16 protein-coding genes are annotated in these 15,846 nt (G+C 65.6%); 4 read left to right on the top strand and 12 right to left on the bottom strand.

From position 1 onward, the window contains the following. Nucleotides 1–102: 102 nt before the first annotated feature. The 6 genes from QF118_RS14605 to QF118_RS14580 are packed head-to-tail and all read right to left on the bottom strand — an operon-like array spanning nt 103 to nt 4,780. Entirely contained in the window at nt 103–1,269 is a 1,167-nt protein-coding gene (locus tag QF118_RS14605; RefSeq protein ID WP_282299772.1) for a molybdopterin molybdotransferase MoeA, read from the bottom strand. Next, on the bottom strand, nt 1,266–1,742 hold the full coding sequence (moaC, locus tag QF118_RS14600) for a cyclic pyranopterin monophosphate synthase MoaC (RefSeq protein ID WP_282299771.1): 477 nt from the start codon (nt 1,740–1,742) through the stop codon (nt 1,266–1,268). Before moaC ends, QF118_RS14605 begins: the two co-directional genes overlap by 4 nt. Beyond that, nucleotides 1,739–2,542, bottom strand: coding sequence for an indole-3-glycerol phosphate synthase TrpC (gene trpC / locus QF118_RS14595; protein WP_282299770.1), 804 nt, complete (start codon nt 2,540–2,542; stop codon nt 1,739–1,741). The genes moaC and trpC overlap by 4 nt, the downstream gene beginning before the upstream one ends. Further along, nucleotides 2,539–3,186: a uracil-DNA glycosylase gene (locus QF118_RS14590; protein WP_282299769.1), complete on the bottom strand. Its 648-nt coding sequence runs from the start codon at nt 3,184–3,186 to the stop codon at nt 2,539–2,541. The genes trpC and QF118_RS14590 overlap by 4 nt, the downstream gene beginning before the upstream one ends. Beyond that, nucleotides 3,183–4,202, bottom strand: coding sequence for an anthranilate phosphoribosyltransferase (trpD, locus tag QF118_RS14585; RefSeq protein ID WP_282299768.1), 1,020 nt, complete (start codon nt 4,200–4,202; stop codon nt 3,183–3,185). Before trpD ends, QF118_RS14590 begins: the two co-directional genes overlap by 4 nt. Next, on the bottom strand, nt 4,199–4,780 hold the full coding sequence (locus QF118_RS14580; RefSeq protein ID WP_282299767.1) for an anthranilate synthase component II: 582 nt from the start codon (nt 4,778–4,780) through the stop codon (nt 4,199–4,201). Before QF118_RS14580 ends, trpD begins: the two co-directional genes overlap by 4 nt. A 131-nt stretch (nt 4,781–4,911) precedes the next feature. On the opposite strand from QF118_RS14580, the gene QF118_RS14575 reads away from it, so the two are divergent. Next, nucleotides 4,912–6,432, top strand: coding sequence for a divergent polysaccharide deacteylase family protein (locus QF118_RS14575; RefSeq protein WP_282299766.1), 1,521 nt, complete (start codon nt 4,912–4,914; stop codon nt 6,430–6,432). Between the two features lie 85 nt (nt 6,433–6,517). Here the strand turns inward: QF118_RS14575 and QF118_RS14570 are convergent, their stop codons facing one another. From QF118_RS14570 to QF118_RS14560, 3 genes are all read right to left on the bottom strand, one after another. Further along, a complete protein-coding gene (locus QF118_RS14570) occupies nt 6,518–7,177 on the bottom strand; it encodes a DUF1638 domain-containing protein (RefSeq protein ID WP_282299765.1) in 660 nt (219 codons plus the stop codon). Beyond that, the gene (locus QF118_RS14565) at nt 7,161–7,334 is read right to left on the bottom strand and encodes a hypothetical protein (protein ID WP_282299764.1); all 174 of its coding nucleotides are present in this window, start codon (nt 7,332–7,334) and stop codon (nt 7,161–7,163) included. Before QF118_RS14565 ends, QF118_RS14570 begins: the two co-directional genes overlap by 17 nt. Before the next feature lie 112 nt (nt 7,335–7,446). Further along, a complete protein-coding gene (locus QF118_RS14560) occupies nt 7,447–8,148 on the bottom strand; it encodes a corrinoid protein (protein WP_282299763.1) in 702 nt (233 codons plus the stop codon). A gap of 179 nt (nt 8,149–8,327) precedes the next feature. On the opposite strand from QF118_RS14560, the gene QF118_RS14555 reads away from it, so the two are divergent. Beyond that, a complete protein-coding gene (locus QF118_RS14555; RefSeq protein ID WP_282299762.1) occupies nt 8,328–9,413 on the top strand; it encodes a PA0069 family radical SAM protein in 1,086 nt (361 codons plus the stop codon). A gap of 62 nt (nt 9,414–9,475) precedes the next feature. On the opposite strand, the gene bmt is transcribed toward QF118_RS14555, so the two are convergent. Beyond that, nucleotides 9,476–10,492, bottom strand: coding sequence for a betaine--homocysteine S-methyltransferase (gene bmt / locus QF118_RS14550; RefSeq protein WP_282299761.1), 1,017 nt, complete (start codon nt 10,490–10,492; stop codon nt 9,476–9,478). A 217-nt stretch (nt 10,493–10,709) separates the two neighbouring features. After that, nucleotides 10,710–12,269 (bottom strand): glutamine-hydrolyzing GMP synthase, encoded by a 1,560-nt coding sequence (guaA, locus tag QF118_RS14545; RefSeq protein ID WP_282302492.1) that lies wholly within the window; start codon nt 12,267–12,269, stop codon nt 10,710–10,712. Nucleotides 12,270–12,570: 301 nt separating this feature from the next. Between guaA and QF118_RS14540 the strand changes: the two genes are divergently transcribed. Continuing rightward, nucleotides 12,571–14,118, top strand: a complete 1,548-nt coding sequence (locus QF118_RS14540; protein WP_282302491.1) for a trimethylamine methyltransferase family protein — start codon at nt 12,571–12,573, stop codon at nt 14,116–14,118. 65 nt (nt 14,119–14,183) lie between these two features. On the opposite strand, the gene QF118_RS14535 is transcribed toward QF118_RS14540, so the two are convergent. Then, nucleotides 14,184–14,468 (bottom strand): DUF6477 family protein, encoded by a 285-nt coding sequence (locus QF118_RS14535; protein WP_282299760.1) that lies wholly within the window; start codon nt 14,466–14,468, stop codon nt 14,184–14,186. A gap of 235 nt (nt 14,469–14,703) precedes the next feature. Here QF118_RS14535 and QF118_RS14530 point away from each other — a divergent pair, with 235 nt between their 5' ends. Further along, nucleotides 14,704–15,819: a DUF6456 domain-containing protein gene (locus QF118_RS14530; RefSeq protein WP_394357063.1), complete on the top strand. Its 1,116-nt coding sequence runs from the start codon at nt 14,704–14,706 to the stop codon at nt 15,817–15,819. Nucleotides 15,820–15,846 lie beyond the last annotated feature (27 nt).

Below are 15,846 nucleotides of genomic sequence, written 5' to 3'. Positions count from 1 at the left end.
TTTGTTCTAGTCCTGTTCCCGTTTTGTGTCAACACATCTGTGGATAACCCCCGTGCCACCACACAAGTGTCGGGCCATTTGTCTTAAAATTTCGATAATTTTTCAGAGCGGCAGGTAGTCGACAGGCTCGCCCACCTCGCGCGCGCCATCACCCACCGGGCGCACCACCAGCGCATTGGCCGCGCCCAGCACGCTGAGCAGGGACGAATCCTGCCGATCAAAGGCGCGCAGGCCGTCGGGGCCAAGCGTGGCGCGCATGTAATGTTCGCGCGGGCCGTTGGCGGGCAGGGGGGCGGCCAGAACGGCGGTCTTGCGCGCGGCGGGGGCGGCACCCAGCCCCAGCATGGCGCGGATTACTGGCGCGACAAAGACATGGCCGCAGACCATGGCAGACACCGGATTGCCCGGCAGGCCGATCATCATCGCCTTGTCCAACCGGCCCGACATCAGCGGTTTTCCGGGGCGCATGGCCACCTTGTGAAAGGCGCGCTGCATCCCCAGTTCTTCTGCCACCGGCGCCACCAGATCGTGATCCCCGACCGAGGCGCCGCCAATGGTGATCACCAGATCGGCATCGTCGATCAGCCCCAGCACGGTTTTCAGCGACGCGGCATTGTCGCGCGCAATCGGCAACAGGCGCGGTTCCGCCCCCAGATCGCGCAGCAGGGCATGCAGGCCAAAGGTGTTCGAGGCGATGATCTGGTCGGGGCCGGGGGTTTCCCCGGGCATGACCAGCTCGTCCCCGGTGGAAATCAGCGCCACGACCGGGCGGCGCGCCACGGGCACCCGCGCAATGTTCATCGAGGCCAGCAGAGCAATGTCGTTCGGGGTCAGAACGCGCGGGGCGGCGACCATGCTGCCAGCCTTGAAATCATTGCCAGCGGGGCGAATGTTGTCGCCTTCGTCCAGACGCTCGCCAATGGTGATCTGATCGGCGGTGCGCTGCACATCCTCTTGAATGACAACGCGATTTGCGCCCGGTGGCACCGGCGCCCCGGTAAAGATCCGCACCGCTTGACCCGGCTTGACGACCCCGTCAAACCGATGCCCAGCCGCACTTTCGCCGATCACGCTCAGCACATCGCCGGGCGCGGCCTGCACCACTGCATAGCCATCCATGGCCGAGGCTGCAAAGGGCGGCTGATCGCGGGTGCTGGCCACATCACGCGCCAAAACCCGGCCCGCAGCATCAAGCAGGGGCACCTCCTCGATGCCCGTTGGGCGGGCAAGGGCGAACAGCTGGTCAAGGGCTTCGGCGACGGTGATCATTTCGCCTCGAAACGCCCGGATTTGCCGCCGTCTTTCAGCAGCACGCGGATGCCGCCGATTTCCATGCCTTTGTCGGCGGCCTTGACCATGTCGTAGACCGTCAGCGCGGCGGTGCTGACCGCTGTCAGCGCCTCCATTTCCACGCCGGTCTGGCCGGTGGTCTTGACCGTGGCCTCGATCTGCAGGCCCGGCAGGGCCGGATCGGCGGTCAGGTCGACCGTGACCTTGGTGATCGGCAGCGGGTGGCACAGCGGGATCAGCTCGGGCGTTTTCTTGGCCCCCATGATCCCGGCAAGGCGCGCGACGCCGATCACGTCGCCCTTTTTGGCGCGGCCTTCGGTGATCAGCGCAAAGGTTTCAGGCGCCATCCGGACCCAGCCTGCGGCGGTGGCGATGCGGCTGGTCACGGGTTTGTCCGAGACGTCGACCATATGCGCGTTGCCCTGCGCGTCGAAATGGGTCAGGCCGGTCATGCGGGCACCGGGTTTTGCAGCAGGGCGCGGGTGGCCTGTTCGACGTCGTCCTTGCGCATCAGGCTTTCGCCGATCAGGAAGGCGCGGGCCCCGAAACCGGCCATGTCGGCCAGATCCTCGGGGGTGTTAAGACCGGATTCAGAGACCAGGAACCGCCCCTGTGGCAGGCCCTTGGACAATTCGCGCGTCGTCTCAAGAGAGGTCTCGAAGGTATTGAGATTGCGGTTGTTTACGCCGATCAAAGGGGATTTGAGCAGCAGGGCGCGCTCCAGTTCCTCGGCATTGTGGACCTCGATCAGCGCGTCCATGCCCCAGCCAAAGGCCGCGTCTTCGAGTTCGGCGGCCTGCGCGTCGGACACGCTGGCCATGATGATCAGGATGCAGTCGGCCCCTAGGCTGCGGGCCTCGGCCACCTGGTAGGTGTCGTACATGAAATCCTTGCGCAGGGCGGGCAGGTTGGTGGCGGCGCGGGCCTGCACAAGGTAGTCCTTGGCGCCCTGAAAGGACGGCGTGTCTGTCAGCACCGACAGGCAGGTGGCGCCGCCTGCTTCGTAGGCGCGGGCCAGCTTGGCCGGTTCGAAATCGGCGCGGATCAACCCCTTGGAGGGCGAGGCCTTCTTGACCTCGGCGATCAGCCCATAGCCGGTTTTCGCGGCCTGCATCAGGGATTTGCCAAAGGGGCGAAGCGGCGGCGCGGCCTTGGCGGCGGCTTCGACCTCGGCCAGCGGGCGGGCGGATTTGTCGGCGGCGACTTCCTCCAGCTTGTAGGCCTTGATCTTGTCGAGGATGGTCTGCGTCATGGTGTTGTCCAGTTGATCGGGCTGTCCCCACCCGCTTTAAGCCACTCGTTGACTTGGGAAAAGGGGCGCGAGCCGAAAAAGCCGCGCCGGGCCGACAGCGGTGAAGGGTGCGCGCTGCGCAGGATCAGGTGGCCGGGGCCGGTGATGTGGCTGGCATAGCCCTGCGCGTGGTTGCCCCACAGGACAAAGGCGCGCGGACGGTCGGACAGTTGTTCCAGCACCTCTTGCGTCAGGCGGGACCAGCCCAGTTTGGCATGACCACCCGCCGCGCCCGCCGGCACGGTCAGCGCGGTGTTCAGCAAAAGAACGCCCTGTTGCGCCCAGAACCGCAGATCGCCGTTTGCTGGGGCCGCGCCAAGATCGTCCTGCATCTCTTTGAAAATATTGGTCAATGATCGGGGCAGGGGGCGCACATCCGGGTCGACCGAAAAGGCCAGCCCATGGGCATGGCCGGGGGTCGGATAGGGATCCTGACCCAGGATCACGACGCGGGTTTGCGCGGGCGAACAGGCGTCCAGCGCGGCAAAGCGCTGCGCGTCGGGCGGCAGGATCTGGCGACTGTCGGCCGCGATGGCCGCGCGGATCGCGGGCCAGTCGCGGTTGAAAAAGGCCAGATGGCCCCAGGCGCCGGGCGGCTGCGTCACGCCTTTTGAGAGGCGGCTGCCAGCGCCTGAACCTTGCCCAGGGCGCTGCCGGAATCGATGCTTTCCCGCGCCATTTCAACGCCCTGGCGCAGATCATCCGCCTTGCCGGCGATGGTCAGCGCGGCGGCGGCGTTCAGCAGAACCGCATCGCGGTAGGCGGATTTTTCGCCCTCCAGCAGCGCGCGAAAGGCCTTGCCGTTATCTTCGGGCGTGCCGCCAAGGATCGCCTCAAAGGGATGCTGGGGCAGGCCCGCGTCCTCGGGGTGCAATTCGGCCTCGCGGATTGACCCATCCTCTTCCAATGCGGCGACCCAGGACACCCCGGCAATCGACAGCTCGTCCGTGCCGTCGCTGCCATGCACCAGCCAGGCGCGTTCGCTGCCAAGCTGGCCAAGGGTTTCCGCCATGGGGCGGATCAGATCGCGGGTAAAGGCCCCGGTCAGCTGGCGTTTGACGCCTGCCGGGTTGGTCAACGGGCCAAGGATGTTGAAGATCGTGCGGGTGCCCAGCTCGGCGCGGACCGGGCCGACATGGGCCATGGCCGGGTGATGCATGGGCGCCATCATGAAACAGATGCCAACGTCTTTCAGCGCCTTTTCAACGACTTCCGGGCCAACCATCACGTTGATCCCCATCTGCCCCAGCGCATCCGCCGCGCCCGATTGCGACGACAGGTTGCGGTTGCCATGCTTGGCCACCGGCACCCCGGCGCCCGCCACCACAAAGGCCGTGGCGGTGGAAATGTTCAGCGTACCCTTGCCATCGCCGCCGGTGCCAACGATGTCCATCGCGCCCGCAGGGGCCGCAACCTTGTGGCACTTGGCGCGCATCACGGCGGCGGCGGCAGAGAATTCATCAACCGTTTCGCCGCGCGTGCGCAGGGCCATCAGCAAACCGCCGATCTGGGCGGGCGTTGCCTCGCCCTGAAACAGCACGGTAAAGGCGGCCTCGGCCTCGGCCCGGGTCAGGGGGCGGTCGGCGGCAGCCCCGATCAGGGGTTTGATGTCATGGCTCATGCGGGCACCTTCGTCATGTCCAGAAAATTCTTGAGCAGTTCATGCCCATGCTCCGAGGCGATGGATTCGGGATGAAACTGCACGCCCTCGATCGGCAGGCTTTCGTGGCGCAGCCCCATGATGGTGCCGTCCGCCAGCTCTGCCGTGACCTTCAGGCAGGACGGCAGGTCGGACCGGCGCACCACCAGCGAATGATAGCGCGTCGCCTTCAAAGGCGAGGGCAGGCCCTTGAACACGCCTTCGCCCTTGTGCAGCATTTCGCCCATCTTGCCGTGCACGATTTCATCATGGCGCACCACGGTGCCGCCAAAGGCCTGGCCGATGGTCTGATGGCCAAGGCAGACGCCGAACAGCGGGGTTTTCGTTTCGGCCGCCGCGGCAACCATGGCCAGGCAGATGCCCGCCTGATCGGGATCGCAGGGGCCGGGCGACAGAACGATGCCCTCGGGCTTCATCGCCATGGCCTGCTGCACGTCGATCGCATCGTTCCGGTGAACCTTCACATCTGCGCCCAGCTCTCCGAGATAGTGCACAAGGTTGTAGGTAAAACTGTCATAGTTATCGATCAACAGCAGCATGGGTCTCTCTCGGGGCTGGCGGCTTGGGGCTTGGTCGCGGTATACATGCGCAGGCGGGCCCGGTGGCGTCAAGAGCACCAAGGGACAACAGGCCCGCAGCAGGCATGACAATTGGGCAAAGGGCAGGACATATGGCACGCGGATTTGTGATGGGCGCGATCTGGGGAACCGTTGTTGCGGGCTTTGGCGCGGCGGCATTGTCGATTGCGGTCGGAACCCCGGGAAACCAGACCAGCCCCTTGCCGCCCGTGCCGCAGGTCGATCAATCCCCGGCGCCGCAGGCCTCCGATGCCGCGCCCGAACGCCCCGTCGTGCAGGAACCCACGGCCGCCGATGCCCCCAAAGCCCCCGCTGCGGTCGAAAGCACCCAGCCGGGCCGCAGCCCCGAACCTGAAACCGGCGTGACCCTGCCAGAGCAGCCCGCCGCTGATCTTGCCCCCCCTGAGGCCCCCGGCCAGATCGGCACCGATACCGAACCGCCCGCACCGCCGCAGATCGGCGAAGCACCGCAGGCGCCGCAGGCGGTCAGCGATGCGCCCGCTGCGCCGCTCAGCGTCAGCTCGGATGCCCCGGTCGTGCCGACCGCCCAGGCCGAAGCCCCGGACATGCCCGCCCCCGAACAGGCCCTGTCGATCTCGACCGACCCGGCGCAACCGCCGAAGCCCGCCGCGCCCGCGCCCGCGCAGGCCGAGGCCCCGGCGCCCGAGGCAGCGCAGGTCGATCAGCCCCCGGCGGATGATCCCGCCGCCATCCCGGATACCCCGGATGACCCCGCACAAAGCGCCGAGGACCTGCCCCAGCTGCGCGCCGAGCCCGGCGAACAAGACGGCGCCATCGGCCTTGGTACCTCGGCCGGAACCCTGACCGATCGCGAACCGGCCGTCCCGCAGGGCCGCCTGCCCAGCATTGGCGGCGACAGCGACGCGCCCCAGGATGCCGCCACCGCCGGCACCGCGACCGGTCTTGGCGATGACAGCCCGCTGATCCGCTTTTCCGCCCCCGCCGAGGCCGCGCCGGACCAGCCGCGCATGGCCATCGTGCTGATCGACGACGGCACCGGCCCGCTTGGCCCCGACGCGCTTGGCAGCTTTCCCTTCCCGGTGACCTTCGCCATCGACCCGGCCCATCCCGCGCCGCAGGAAACCGCCGCCGCCTACCGCGACCTGGGCTTCGAAGTCATGGTTCTGGCCGACATTCCCGAAGGCGCGCAGGCCTCGGATGTCGAAGTTTCGCTGGCCGGGGCGCTGGATGCGGTGCCGCAGGCCATCGGCGTTCTCGAAGACCCCCAGGGCGGCATCCAGGGCAGCCGCGCGATCTCGACCCAGGTCACCGAGGCACTGGCCGCCTCGGGTCACGGGTTGGTGACCCTGCCAAAGGGGCTGAACACCGCCCAGCAACTGGCCGCCAAGGCCGGCGTGCCCTCGGCCACCTTGTTCCGCGACTTCGACGGCGAAGGCCAGGATGCAAGGGTGATCCGCCGCTTCCTCGATCAGGCGGCCTTTCGCTCGCGCCAGGAAGGGGCAGTGATCATGCTGGGCCGCCTGCGCGCCGATACGGTCTCGGCGCTGATGCTGTGGGGGCTTCAGGACCGGGCCAGCTCGGTTGCGCTTGTCCCGGTGTCCTTCGTGCTGCGCGAAACCCTAGGGGAATAACCGCGCGCCCGGTTTCCATTTGCCCAAAATATCCCGGGGGAGTCCTGGCCAAAGGCCAGGGCGGGGGCAGCGCCCCCAAGCCCCGTCAGCCGCGCCCGGCCCAGTCCGACAGGGTCACCGCCAGATCGCCATAGCCGGTCATGCGCCGCTCGAATGCCAGTCCCAGCCGTTCGGCCTGCGCCCGCGCCTTGTCCGTCAACGCCGGGTCATCGGTCTGCGCCAGGTAGACCAGCGTTTCGTAATTGCCGAAATACATGTGCCGCAGGTCCGGGTGGCGATCCAGCCCCAGCGGTTTCCAGACAAAGGCATCGAACTGCCGCACCAGGAAATCGGTCAGGTAAAAGCTGGTGATCTCGCCGCGATCCTCAAAGGCCTGCACGCCGTCGAAAAAGGCATAACAATGCGGCCCGGCCACCATCTCGACCCCCATGTCTTCGCAGGCCGCCTGCAGCAGGCCGCCGGTGCCGCAATCGGCATAGACCACAAAGATCTGTTCGTACTGGCTCCGGTGCCTGGCCACGGCGTCGCGCACGGCATCGGTGATGCGTTCGGGGTGGTTGTGCAGGATGGCGGGCAGGCAGGTCAGGTCCAGGTGGTCCCAGCCATTGCGCGCCTTGATGTCAAGGATCTCGCGCGCCAGCGCGCCGCAGGCAATCAGCAGGACACGGCCCTTGCCGGTGGCGGCAAACCCGTCCTCGGTCAGGGTCGACAGGTCGGGAAGGGGAAGATCAGGCGTGGTTGTCATCGTGCGGCACATGCGCCAGCGCCCATCGGGCCACCAGCGCAAGACACAAGAGCAGCGGCATCACCGTCAGCATGCCCCAGGCCGAAACCGCCCAGATCGTCAGCGCGGCAGCGGCAATGACGGACAAGATCAGAAGCGCAAAGGATGTAACAGGCACGCAGCTCTCCTTATTCTTGCAGCCAATATGGGACATGCGCGGGCAAAGAAAAAGGCCTCTTTGCACGAAAGAGGCCTTTGGGTGGAAATTTGCCGTGACGCTTCTCGTGCAATCAGCCGGCAGCCATCTGGTTGTGCTTGCGCGCGATGAATTTCTTGGCGGTCTCGACGGCCACGGCCGCATCGCGGCAATAGGCGTCGGCGCCGATGGCCTTGCCGAATTCCTCGTTCAGCGGGGCGCCGCCGACCAGGATGACGTAATCATCGCGGATGCCCTGGGCGATCATCGTGTCGATCACCACTTTCATGTAGGGCATGGTGGTGGTCAGCAGGGCGGACATGCCAAGAATGTCGGCCTCTTCCGTGGCCAGCGCCTCGAGGTATTTTTCAACCGGGTTGTTGATGCCCAGATCGACCACCTCGAAACCCGCGCCCTCCATCATCATCGAAACAAGGTTCTTGCCGATGTCGTGGATGTCGCCCTTGACCGTGCCGATCACCATCTTGCCCATGCGCGGTGCGCCGGTTTCGATCAGCAGCGGTTTCAGGATCGCCATGCCCGCCTTCATGGCGTTGGCGGCCAAAAGCACCTCGGGAACAAAGAGAATGCCATCGCGGAAATCGTTGCCGACTATGGTCATGCCGCCGACAAGCGCCTTGGTCAGAACGTCGTAGGGGGTCCACTTGCGTTCCAGCAGGATGTTGACGCCGTCTTCGATCTCTTCCTTCAGACCGTCGTACAGGTCGTCCCACATCTGTTCGACAAGTTCTTCGTCGTTCAGGTCAGCGAGGATGATCTCTTCTTCATCGGACATTTGGTGCGTTTCCTTGTACCGGCCTGCGGACGCCCGCAGGGCTGTGGTTCATTTCTCTATTGTGGCCAGAAAGGTTTTGACAATTGGCGAATTCCGACATGGGGCGCGCCGGTTCCGACGTGGATGCGACAGAATGTCAGAAACTTGCGCATGTTCTTGTTGTGTTCTAATTTGTGCAGATGCCTGATGCCACGCGCCCCGTCCCAAAGGAACGCCGCCCCGGAAGGGGGGCCGCCAGCCGTGAAACCGGCCGGTTCGAACGCCATGTGCGCGAGGATGTGCAGGACGGCTGGGACATTCCCGAAGACCTGCCGGTGCTGCGCACCTTTGTCAGCGACGAGGTGGCGCGCAGTGTCATCAACTATGTGCGGTCGCCCGATCTGCCGTTTGACCGGTCGTTGAACCCCTATCGCGGCTGCGAGCACGGGTGCATCTATTGCTTTGCCCGGCCCAGCCACGCCTATCTGGGGCTGTCGCCGGGGCTGGAGTTCGAAACGCGGCTGATTGCCCGCCCCAACGCGCCGCAGGTGCTGGCGCGCGAATTGCGGGCGCGGCGCTATGCTGTTGCGCCGATTGCCATCGGCACCAACACCGACCCCTACCAACCGATCGAACGCGACCGTGGCATCATGCGCGCCTGTCTTGAGGTGCTGCGCGATTTTCGCCATCCGGTGGCCATCGTGACCAAGGGCACCTTGATCGAACGCGATCTGGATATTTTGTCCGACATGGCCGCGCAGGGTTTGGTGCGGGTGGGGATTTCGGTGACAACGCTGGACGCCGGGCTGAGCCGCAGGATGGAGCCGCGCTGCCCCGCGCCTGCGCGCCGCCTGGCGGTGATCCGCAGATTGACCGAAGCGGGCGTGCCGGTGCGGGTCATGGCCTCGCCCATGGTGCCCGCCTTGACCGACCCGGAGCTTGAGGCGATCCTGACAGCGGGGCGGGGCGCCGGGGCCACCTCGGCCAGCTGGATCATGCTGCGCCTGCCGCGCGAGGTGGCCGATCTGTGGCAGGAATGGTTGCAGGAACACTATCCCGACCGCGCCGCGCGCATCATGGGCCATCTGCGCGCCATGCACGGCGGCGAGGTCTATTCCAGCGCCTGGCACAAACGCATGCGCGGCGAGGGGCCTTATGCACAGATCATCGCGCAGCGCTTTGACCGCGCGGCGCGGGCGCTGGGGCTGAACGACGCGCAACCACCGCTGCGCTGCGATCTGTTCAGACCGCCCGCCCGGGCCGGGGATCAGCTGAGTTTGTTCTAGGCACATGGCAAGGGTGCCGGGGATTGCCCCGGCCTGCTTTGGGTTCGGTGAATGGGATGGCGTTAGACGCGGCGGCGTTTGCTGCGGCGAACGCGGCCTGCGCCGGCCTCTTCGCCCAGACCGTCGCTGTCCGAGGAAAAACCGCCAAGCGCGCCTGCGATTTGATCGAGCGTCGGGCGCGGGCCAAGGGGGCGGGTTTCCAGCGCCTCGCGCATCGCCTTGAGGTGCACCGGCATGGTGCCGCAGCAGCCGCCGATGATCCTGGCCCCGCAGTCGCGGGCCAGTACGGCGTAGTCGGCCATCAGCTCGGGCGTGCCGTCATAGTGAATGTGGCCTTCGTGGTATTTCGGGATACCGGCGTTGCCCTTGGCGATGATCGGACGTTCGGTGCCCTGGGCGGCAAAGCCCAGTACGGTGCGCAGCAGGTCCGACGCGCCGACACCGCAGTTGGCGCCAAAGGCGATGGGCGGGTTGGGCAGACCTTCGACCAGATCGACCATCGAGGCCGAGGTGACGCCCATCATGGTGCGCCCGGCGGTGTCAAAGCTCATGGTGCCGCACCAGGGGGCATTGATGTTGCCAAAGGCCTCGGCGGCGGCGCGGAATTCCTCGGGGGCAGAGATGGTTTCGACCCAAAGCACATCGGCCCCGCCGTCGATCAGCCCCTTGCCGGTTTCCTCGAACATCTGCACGGCGGTTTCATGCGCCAGCGTGCCGGCGGTGCCCATGATTTCACCGGTCGGACCGACCGAGCCTGCGACGATGACCGGGCGGCCCGCGGCATCGGCCACTTCGCGGCCCAGTTCGGCGGACAGTTTCGACAGCTCATAGGCGCGGTGGGCGGCGTCGTGCAGTTTGAGGCGCGAGGCATTGGCGCCAAAGGAGTTGGTCAGGAACAGGTCGGAGCCCGCATCGACCGCACCGCGATAGAGCGCGCGGATCTTGTCGGGTTCGTTTTCGTTCCAGAATTCCGGTGCGTCACCGGACATCAGGCCCATGTTGAACAGGTTGGTGCCCGTCGCGCCATCGGCCAGCAGCCAGTCGCGGGTTTCGAGCAGTTTGGTCAGAGCATTGGACATGGGGACCCCTTGGTCGGTTTCGGCCGGGTTTTTCACGGATCGCAGATCAAGGCAAATTCATAATCTGCATGTTTATTATGAATGATGCGCGGGGAGGCTGGACGGCGCTTGTTCCGGCTTTACGCCGGAACCTCGCCCCGCCCGCCGTCCCATGGGCGAGGGGCGCTGCCCCTCGCGCTCCCCGGGATATTTGGGGCAATTGGAAATCAGTGGGGGGTCATTCCCACTCGATCGTGCCCGGAGGCTTGGAGGTGATGTCATAGGTGCAGCGGTTGATGCCCTTGACCTCGTTGATGATCCGCGTGGCGGTTTCGCCAAGGAAGTCGTGGGTGAAGGGGTAGTAATCCGCCGTCATGCCATCGACCGAGGTCACCGCGCGCAGGGCGCAGGCATAATCATAGGTGCGCCCGTCGCCCATCACGCCGACGGTGCGGACCGGCAGGATCGCCACGAAGGCCTGCCAGATGTCGTCGTAAAGGCCGTGCTTTCGGATCTGGTCGATATAGACCGCGTCCGCCTTGCGCAGGATTTCCAGCTTTTCGCGGGTGATTTCGCCGGGGCAGCGGATCGCAAGGCCGGGGCCGGGGAAGGGGTGGCGCCCGATGAAATGCGCGGGCAGGCCCAGTTCGCGGCCAAGGTCGCGGACCTCGTCCTTGAACAGCTCGCGCAGCGGTTCCACCAGTTTCAGGCCCATCTTTTCGGGCAGGCCGCCGACGTTGTGGTGCGATTTGATGGTGACCGAGGGGCCGCCGCTGAACGACACGCTTTCGATCACGTCGGGATAAAGCGTGCCCTGGGCGAGGAACTGCGCGCCTTCGATGTCGTTCGCGTATTTCTGGAAGACGTCGATGAAGAGTTTGCCGATGATCTTGCGCTTGGTTTCGGGGTCGCTGACGCCGTCAAGCTCGCCAAGGAACAGCTCTTGTTCCTGTGCGTGGATCACCTGGAGGTTCATGTGATCGCGGAACATGGTCACGACTTCTTCGGCCTCGTTCAGGCGCAGGAGGCCATGATCGACAAAGACGCAAGTCAGCTGATCGCCGATGGCCTCGTGGATCAGCGCGGCCGCGACCGAGCTGTCGACGCCGCCGGACAGGCCGCAGATTACCTTGGCGTCGCCCACCTGCTGGCGGATCTTGTCGATGGCTTCCTGGCGGTAGGCGCCCATGGTCCAGTCGCCCGTGAAACCCGCCAGTTTCACGAAATTCTCGTAGAGTTTCGCGCCGCGCGGGGTGTGGTGCACCTCGGGGTGGAACTGCACCGCGTAGAAGTGGCGCGAGGCGTCTGCGGTGATGGCAAAGGGCGCGCCGGGCGAGGTGCCGTAGACCTCGAAACCCGGGGCGATTTCGGCGACGTGGTCGCCGTGGCTCATCCAGACCTGTTCGCGGCCTTCGGTGAACCAGCCGTCCAGCAGGTCAAGCTGGGCCTTTTGTTCGACATAGGCGCGGCCGAACTCGGCGGTGCCGTGGCCCGATTCGACGCGGCCGCCCAGCTGCTGCATCATGACCTGCTGGCCATAGCAGATGCCAAGGATCGGCACGCCGTAGTCGAAAATCTCTTGCGGGGCGCGTGGACTTCCCTCGCGGGTGACGCTGTCGGGGCCCCCGGAAAAGATGATCGCCTTTGGCGCCATCGCGCGGACCATGTCCATGGTCACGCCCTGGTAGGGGTGGATTTCGCAGTAGACGTTCAGTTCCCGCAGGCGGCGCGCGATCAGCTGCGTCACTTGCGATCCGAAGTCGATGATGAGAAGGCGATCATGCTGTGTCATGGCGATGCTTTAGGGGCGCGCGCGCGCCTGTGCAAGATGGCTTTGCCGCTTTGGGTATGGTTGCGGACGGCAGAATGGGGTGCGCGGCGGCGGCATCCGGGACGGCCTGTGGACCGGGCCGGCGCGCTGGCTTGCCTTGCCGCCCTTGGAATTTTGTCGGTTCGGGGCGGTTTCGGCAATCGGCATGTCGTTTTCCCCCCGCAATGGCCGGAATCCGCTAATGGCGCGGGCGCGCGGCGCTGTAGAACCCCTGCAAAGCGGCGGCGCAGACCCTGTGCCGCATTCACAGGCTATGAGGATCACGATGATGGCAGAAGCAGAGGCACGCGGCAGACGGGCTCGGGGCGGCGGCGGGGCCGCGCGGCGGGCGGAACGCAGCTCGGTCGTGGTGGAAACCGCCAAATACATCGAGCGCAACATTCCCAACTACGAGATCCTGAGCGAAGAGGCGCTTGAGATCATCGAGCACAACGCCGAGACGATCCTGGAAGAGATCGGCGTCAATTTCGTCAACAATCCCGCCGCGCTTGACCGCTGGCGCGATGCCGGGGCGGATGTGCAGGGCGAACGCGTGCGTCTGCCGCGCGGGCTGGCCCGCGAGTTGATCAAGACCGCGCCCAGCCAGTACACCCAGCACGCCCGCAACCCCGACCGCAATGTCGTCATCGGCGGCAAGAGCCTGGTGCTGGCGCCGGTTTACGGCCCGCCCTTCGTGCGCGACCTGGATGGCGGGCGCCGCTATGCCACGATCGAGGATTTCCGCAAGTTCGTGAAGCTGGGGCAGATGTCCAAGTGGCTGCACCATTCCGGCGGCACCGTTTGCGAACCCACCGACGTGGCGGTGAACAAGCGGCACCTGGACATGCTGCACGCCCACATGACGCTTTCTGACAAACCCTTCATGGGGTCGGTGACCGAACCCAGCCGCGCCCAGGACAGCGTCGAGATGTGCGAGATCCTGTTCGGCAAGGAGTTCGTCCAGGAAAACACGGTGATGACCTCGCTGGTCAACATCAACTCTCCGATGACCTTCGACGATGTGATGATGGGCGCGCTCGAGGTCTATGCCGCCAACAACCAGGCCTGCATCGTGTCGCCCTTCATCGTTGGCGGCGCCATGGCGCCGGTGTCGGTGATGGGCACGCTGACCCAGGTTCTGGCCGAGGTCATGGCCGGGATCGCCTATAGCCAGCTGGTGCGCAAGGGCGCGCCGGTGATCTTTGGCGCCTTTGTCACCTCGATCGACATGAACTCGGGCGCGCCGACCTTTGGCACCCCCGAGGCGGCGCAGATCACCTATGGCGCGGGCCAGTTGGCGCGCCGGCTGAACCTGCCGTACCGGTCGGCCGGATCGTTCTGCGGATCGAAGCTGCCTGATGCGCAGGCCGCCTATGAAACCGCGAACACCCTGAACGTCGGCCTGCAATCGGGCGTGAACTTCATGCTGCATGCCTGCGGCTGGCTTGAGGGTGGGCTGGTGTCCAGCTTTGAGAAATACGTGATGGACGCCGATCAGCTGGGTGCGCTGCACCACATGGCGCGCGGCGTGGCGATCGACGAAAACGCCCAGGCGATGGATGCGATCCGCGAAGTCGGCCCGGGCGGGCATTACCTGGGCTGCGCCCATACGCAGGCCAATTTCAAGAACGCCTTCTGGCGCTCGGACCTGCTGGATTACAAACCCTTCGAGGCCTGGTCCGAAGAGGGCGGCCGCGACACCCAGGTGTTGGCCGCGGCGCGGGTCAGGAAGCTGCTCGATACCTATCAGCAGCCCTATCTTGATCCGGCGATTTCCGAGGCGCTGTCGGACTACGTGGCGCGCAAGAAGGCGTCGATGCCGGACAGCTTTACCTGAGGACCTGACGGGCAGGGCGCGCCCGGCCGATCAGGCCGGGCCGCAATCACCGACACGATCCCCGCCTAGCTGCGGGCTTCGCGCAACAGGCGCGCTTCGCCCATCATGGCGACAAGCAATTCGACATGGCGCGACACGGAATAGCCCGCGTCGTCGCTGCGCCGCCGGTCGTCCAGATCGGTTTCCAACTCGATCAGCTTCATCAGCGCCGCGCCGGGACGCGGCAGGGTGCCATAGCCCAGCAGCCGGTGCAGATGCGCCCGGCGGTAATCCTGCGCGCCGATTCGGGCGGCGCGGATCAGCAGGCGGGGGCGGCGAAGATCGTTCAGCAGTCCCAGGATGTCTTTCATGGCGTGGTCTCCAATCCATCGGTGATTCTGACGATGGAAAGGTGACACAGCCCGGGGCGGTGTTGCGCCGGGGCGTGTCGGCGCGAACGCAGGGTTACCGAGCTGTTTAGAAAATGTGGCGAATTCTAGGCGGTGCACGGCAATCTTAACTTTGGAGTAATACACACACGCCTAGGTTGCGATTGATCCATGGGGATAAAATTGTGGATAACCGATCGCCCGGGGAAGGGGAATTATGATCGAGGTCAGCGGAACAGACATGGTGGCACAGCTGCCAAACTGGGTGCCCGATGCGGCGCGCGTATACATTGCGCACACCGAGGACGGACATTCGATTCGCGCCTTGGCGCGGGAGGCGGGGTGCCATGCCTCGACCGTCCTGCGACAGGTGCGGAAAATCGAAACTCGTCGTGACGATCCTTTGATTGACGCCGCCTTGCGACAGCTTGGCCGCTCCAGACCTGCCAAAGGTGCGATCCACTCTGATAAGGACAGCGACGCTATGACGGCATTTTCCGATATTCCGTCCACACCGGACGAAAAAACCCTGACGCGCGAAGCGCGCCGGGTGCTGCGGCGGCTTTGTGAAAGCGGGGCGGTTCTGGCCGTGGCCGCCGAAATGGACAAATCCGTCGTGGTGCGCGACACCGGCGAAGGCGGCTCGACCCGCACGGCGGTGGTGGATTCCGCGATCGCCCAGGCGATGGCCCTCAAGGACTGGATTTCCTGCGAGGCGCCGGGCCGGATTTCGCGCTATCGCATCACCTCGTCCGGGCGCTCGGCACTGGGCAAGATGATGGCCGAACAGGAAAGCCGGGTGCGCGGTTTTGCCGAGGCGCAGGCCGGGTTCGATTCGGGCCGCGCCGCCGAAGAGGCGCTGGACGAGATCGACCGCGACCCGCGCGCCCGAAAAGGCCGCTTCACACTGGTCGAAAGCCCGCTGACCGCGCTGGCGCGGCGTCGGGACAAGGATGGCAAACCCTTCCTCAGCGATGTGCTTGTGGCGGCCGGGGAACGCATGCGCGAAGATTTCGAGCTGGCGCAGATGGGCCCGCGCACCACGCAGAACTGGGATCAGTTCCTGACGGCGGGGGTGCAGGCAGGCAGCGCCAAGGGCGAGATGGGCAGCTCGGCGGCGCGCACCCGGCTTGAATCCGCGCTGCGCGACCTGGGGCCCGGTCTGGGCGATGTGGCGCTGCGCTGCTGCTGCTACCTTGAAGGGTTGGAAACCGCCGAAAAACAGCTGGGCTGGTCGGCGCGCTCGGGCAAGGTGGTGCTGCGCATCGCCCTGCAACGCCTGCGCCGCCACTACGAAGAACGCGCGGCGCAGGGCGGCGACCTGGTCGGCTGACCCCCGTCTTTCCATTGATAAGAAGAC

Source organism: Tropicibacter oceani (assembly GCF_029958925.1).
In the GTDB taxonomy this organism is placed as follows: domain Bacteria; phylum Pseudomonadota; class Alphaproteobacteria; order Rhodobacterales; family Rhodobacteraceae; genus Pacificoceanicola; species Pacificoceanicola oceani.
The sequence above is the reverse complement of the archived record's forward strand: the minus strand, read 5'-3'. Positions and strand labels throughout refer to the sequence as shown.

Bases quoted from the DNA above. Each gene is read 5' to 3' on its own strand.
- QF118_RS14605 (WP_282299772.1), bottom strand. From the start codon at position 1,269: ATGATCACCGTCGCCGAAGCCCTTGACCAGCTGTTCGCCCTTGCCCGC.
- moaC (WP_282299771.1), bottom strand. From the start codon at position 1,742: ATGACCGGCCTGACCCATTTCGACGCGCAGGGCAACGCGCATATGGTC.
- trpC (WP_282299770.1), bottom strand. From the start codon at position 2,542: ATGACGCAGACCATCCTCGACAAGATCAAGGCCTACAAGCTGGAGGAA.
- trpD (WP_282299768.1), bottom strand. From the start codon at position 4,202: ATGAGCCATGACATCAAACCCCTGATCGGGGCTGCCGCCGACCGCCCC.
- QF118_RS14580 (WP_282299767.1), bottom strand. From the start codon at position 4,780: ATGCTGCTGTTGATCGATAACTATGACAGTTTTACCTACAACCTTGTG.
- QF118_RS14575 (WP_282299766.1), top strand. From the start codon at position 4,912: ATGGCACGCGGATTTGTGATGGGCGCGATCTGGGGAACCGTTGTTGCG.
- QF118_RS14570 (WP_282299765.1), bottom strand. From the start codon at position 7,177: ATGACAACCACGCCTGATCTTCCCCTTCCCGACCTGTCGACCCTGACC.
- QF118_RS14560 (WP_282299763.1), bottom strand. From the start codon at position 8,148: ATGTCCGATGAAGAAGAGATCATCCTCGCTGACCTGAACGACGAAGAA.
- QF118_RS14555 (WP_282299762.1), top strand. From the start codon at position 8,328: ATGCCTGATGCCACGCGCCCCGTCCCAAAGGAACGCCGCCCCGGAAGG.
- bmt (WP_282299761.1), bottom strand. From the start codon at position 10,492: ATGTCCAATGCTCTGACCAAACTGCTCGAAACCCGCGACTGGCTGCTG.
- QF118_RS14540 (WP_282302491.1), top strand. From the start codon at position 12,571: ATGGCAGAAGCAGAGGCACGCGGCAGACGGGCTCGGGGCGGCGGCGGG.
- QF118_RS14535 (WP_282299760.1), bottom strand. From the start codon at position 14,468: ATGAAAGACATCCTGGGACTGCTGAACGATCTTCGCCGCCCCCGCCTG.
- QF118_RS14530 (WP_394357063.1), top strand. From the start codon at position 14,704: ATGATCGAGGTCAGCGGAACAGACATGGTGGCACAGCTGCCAAACTGG.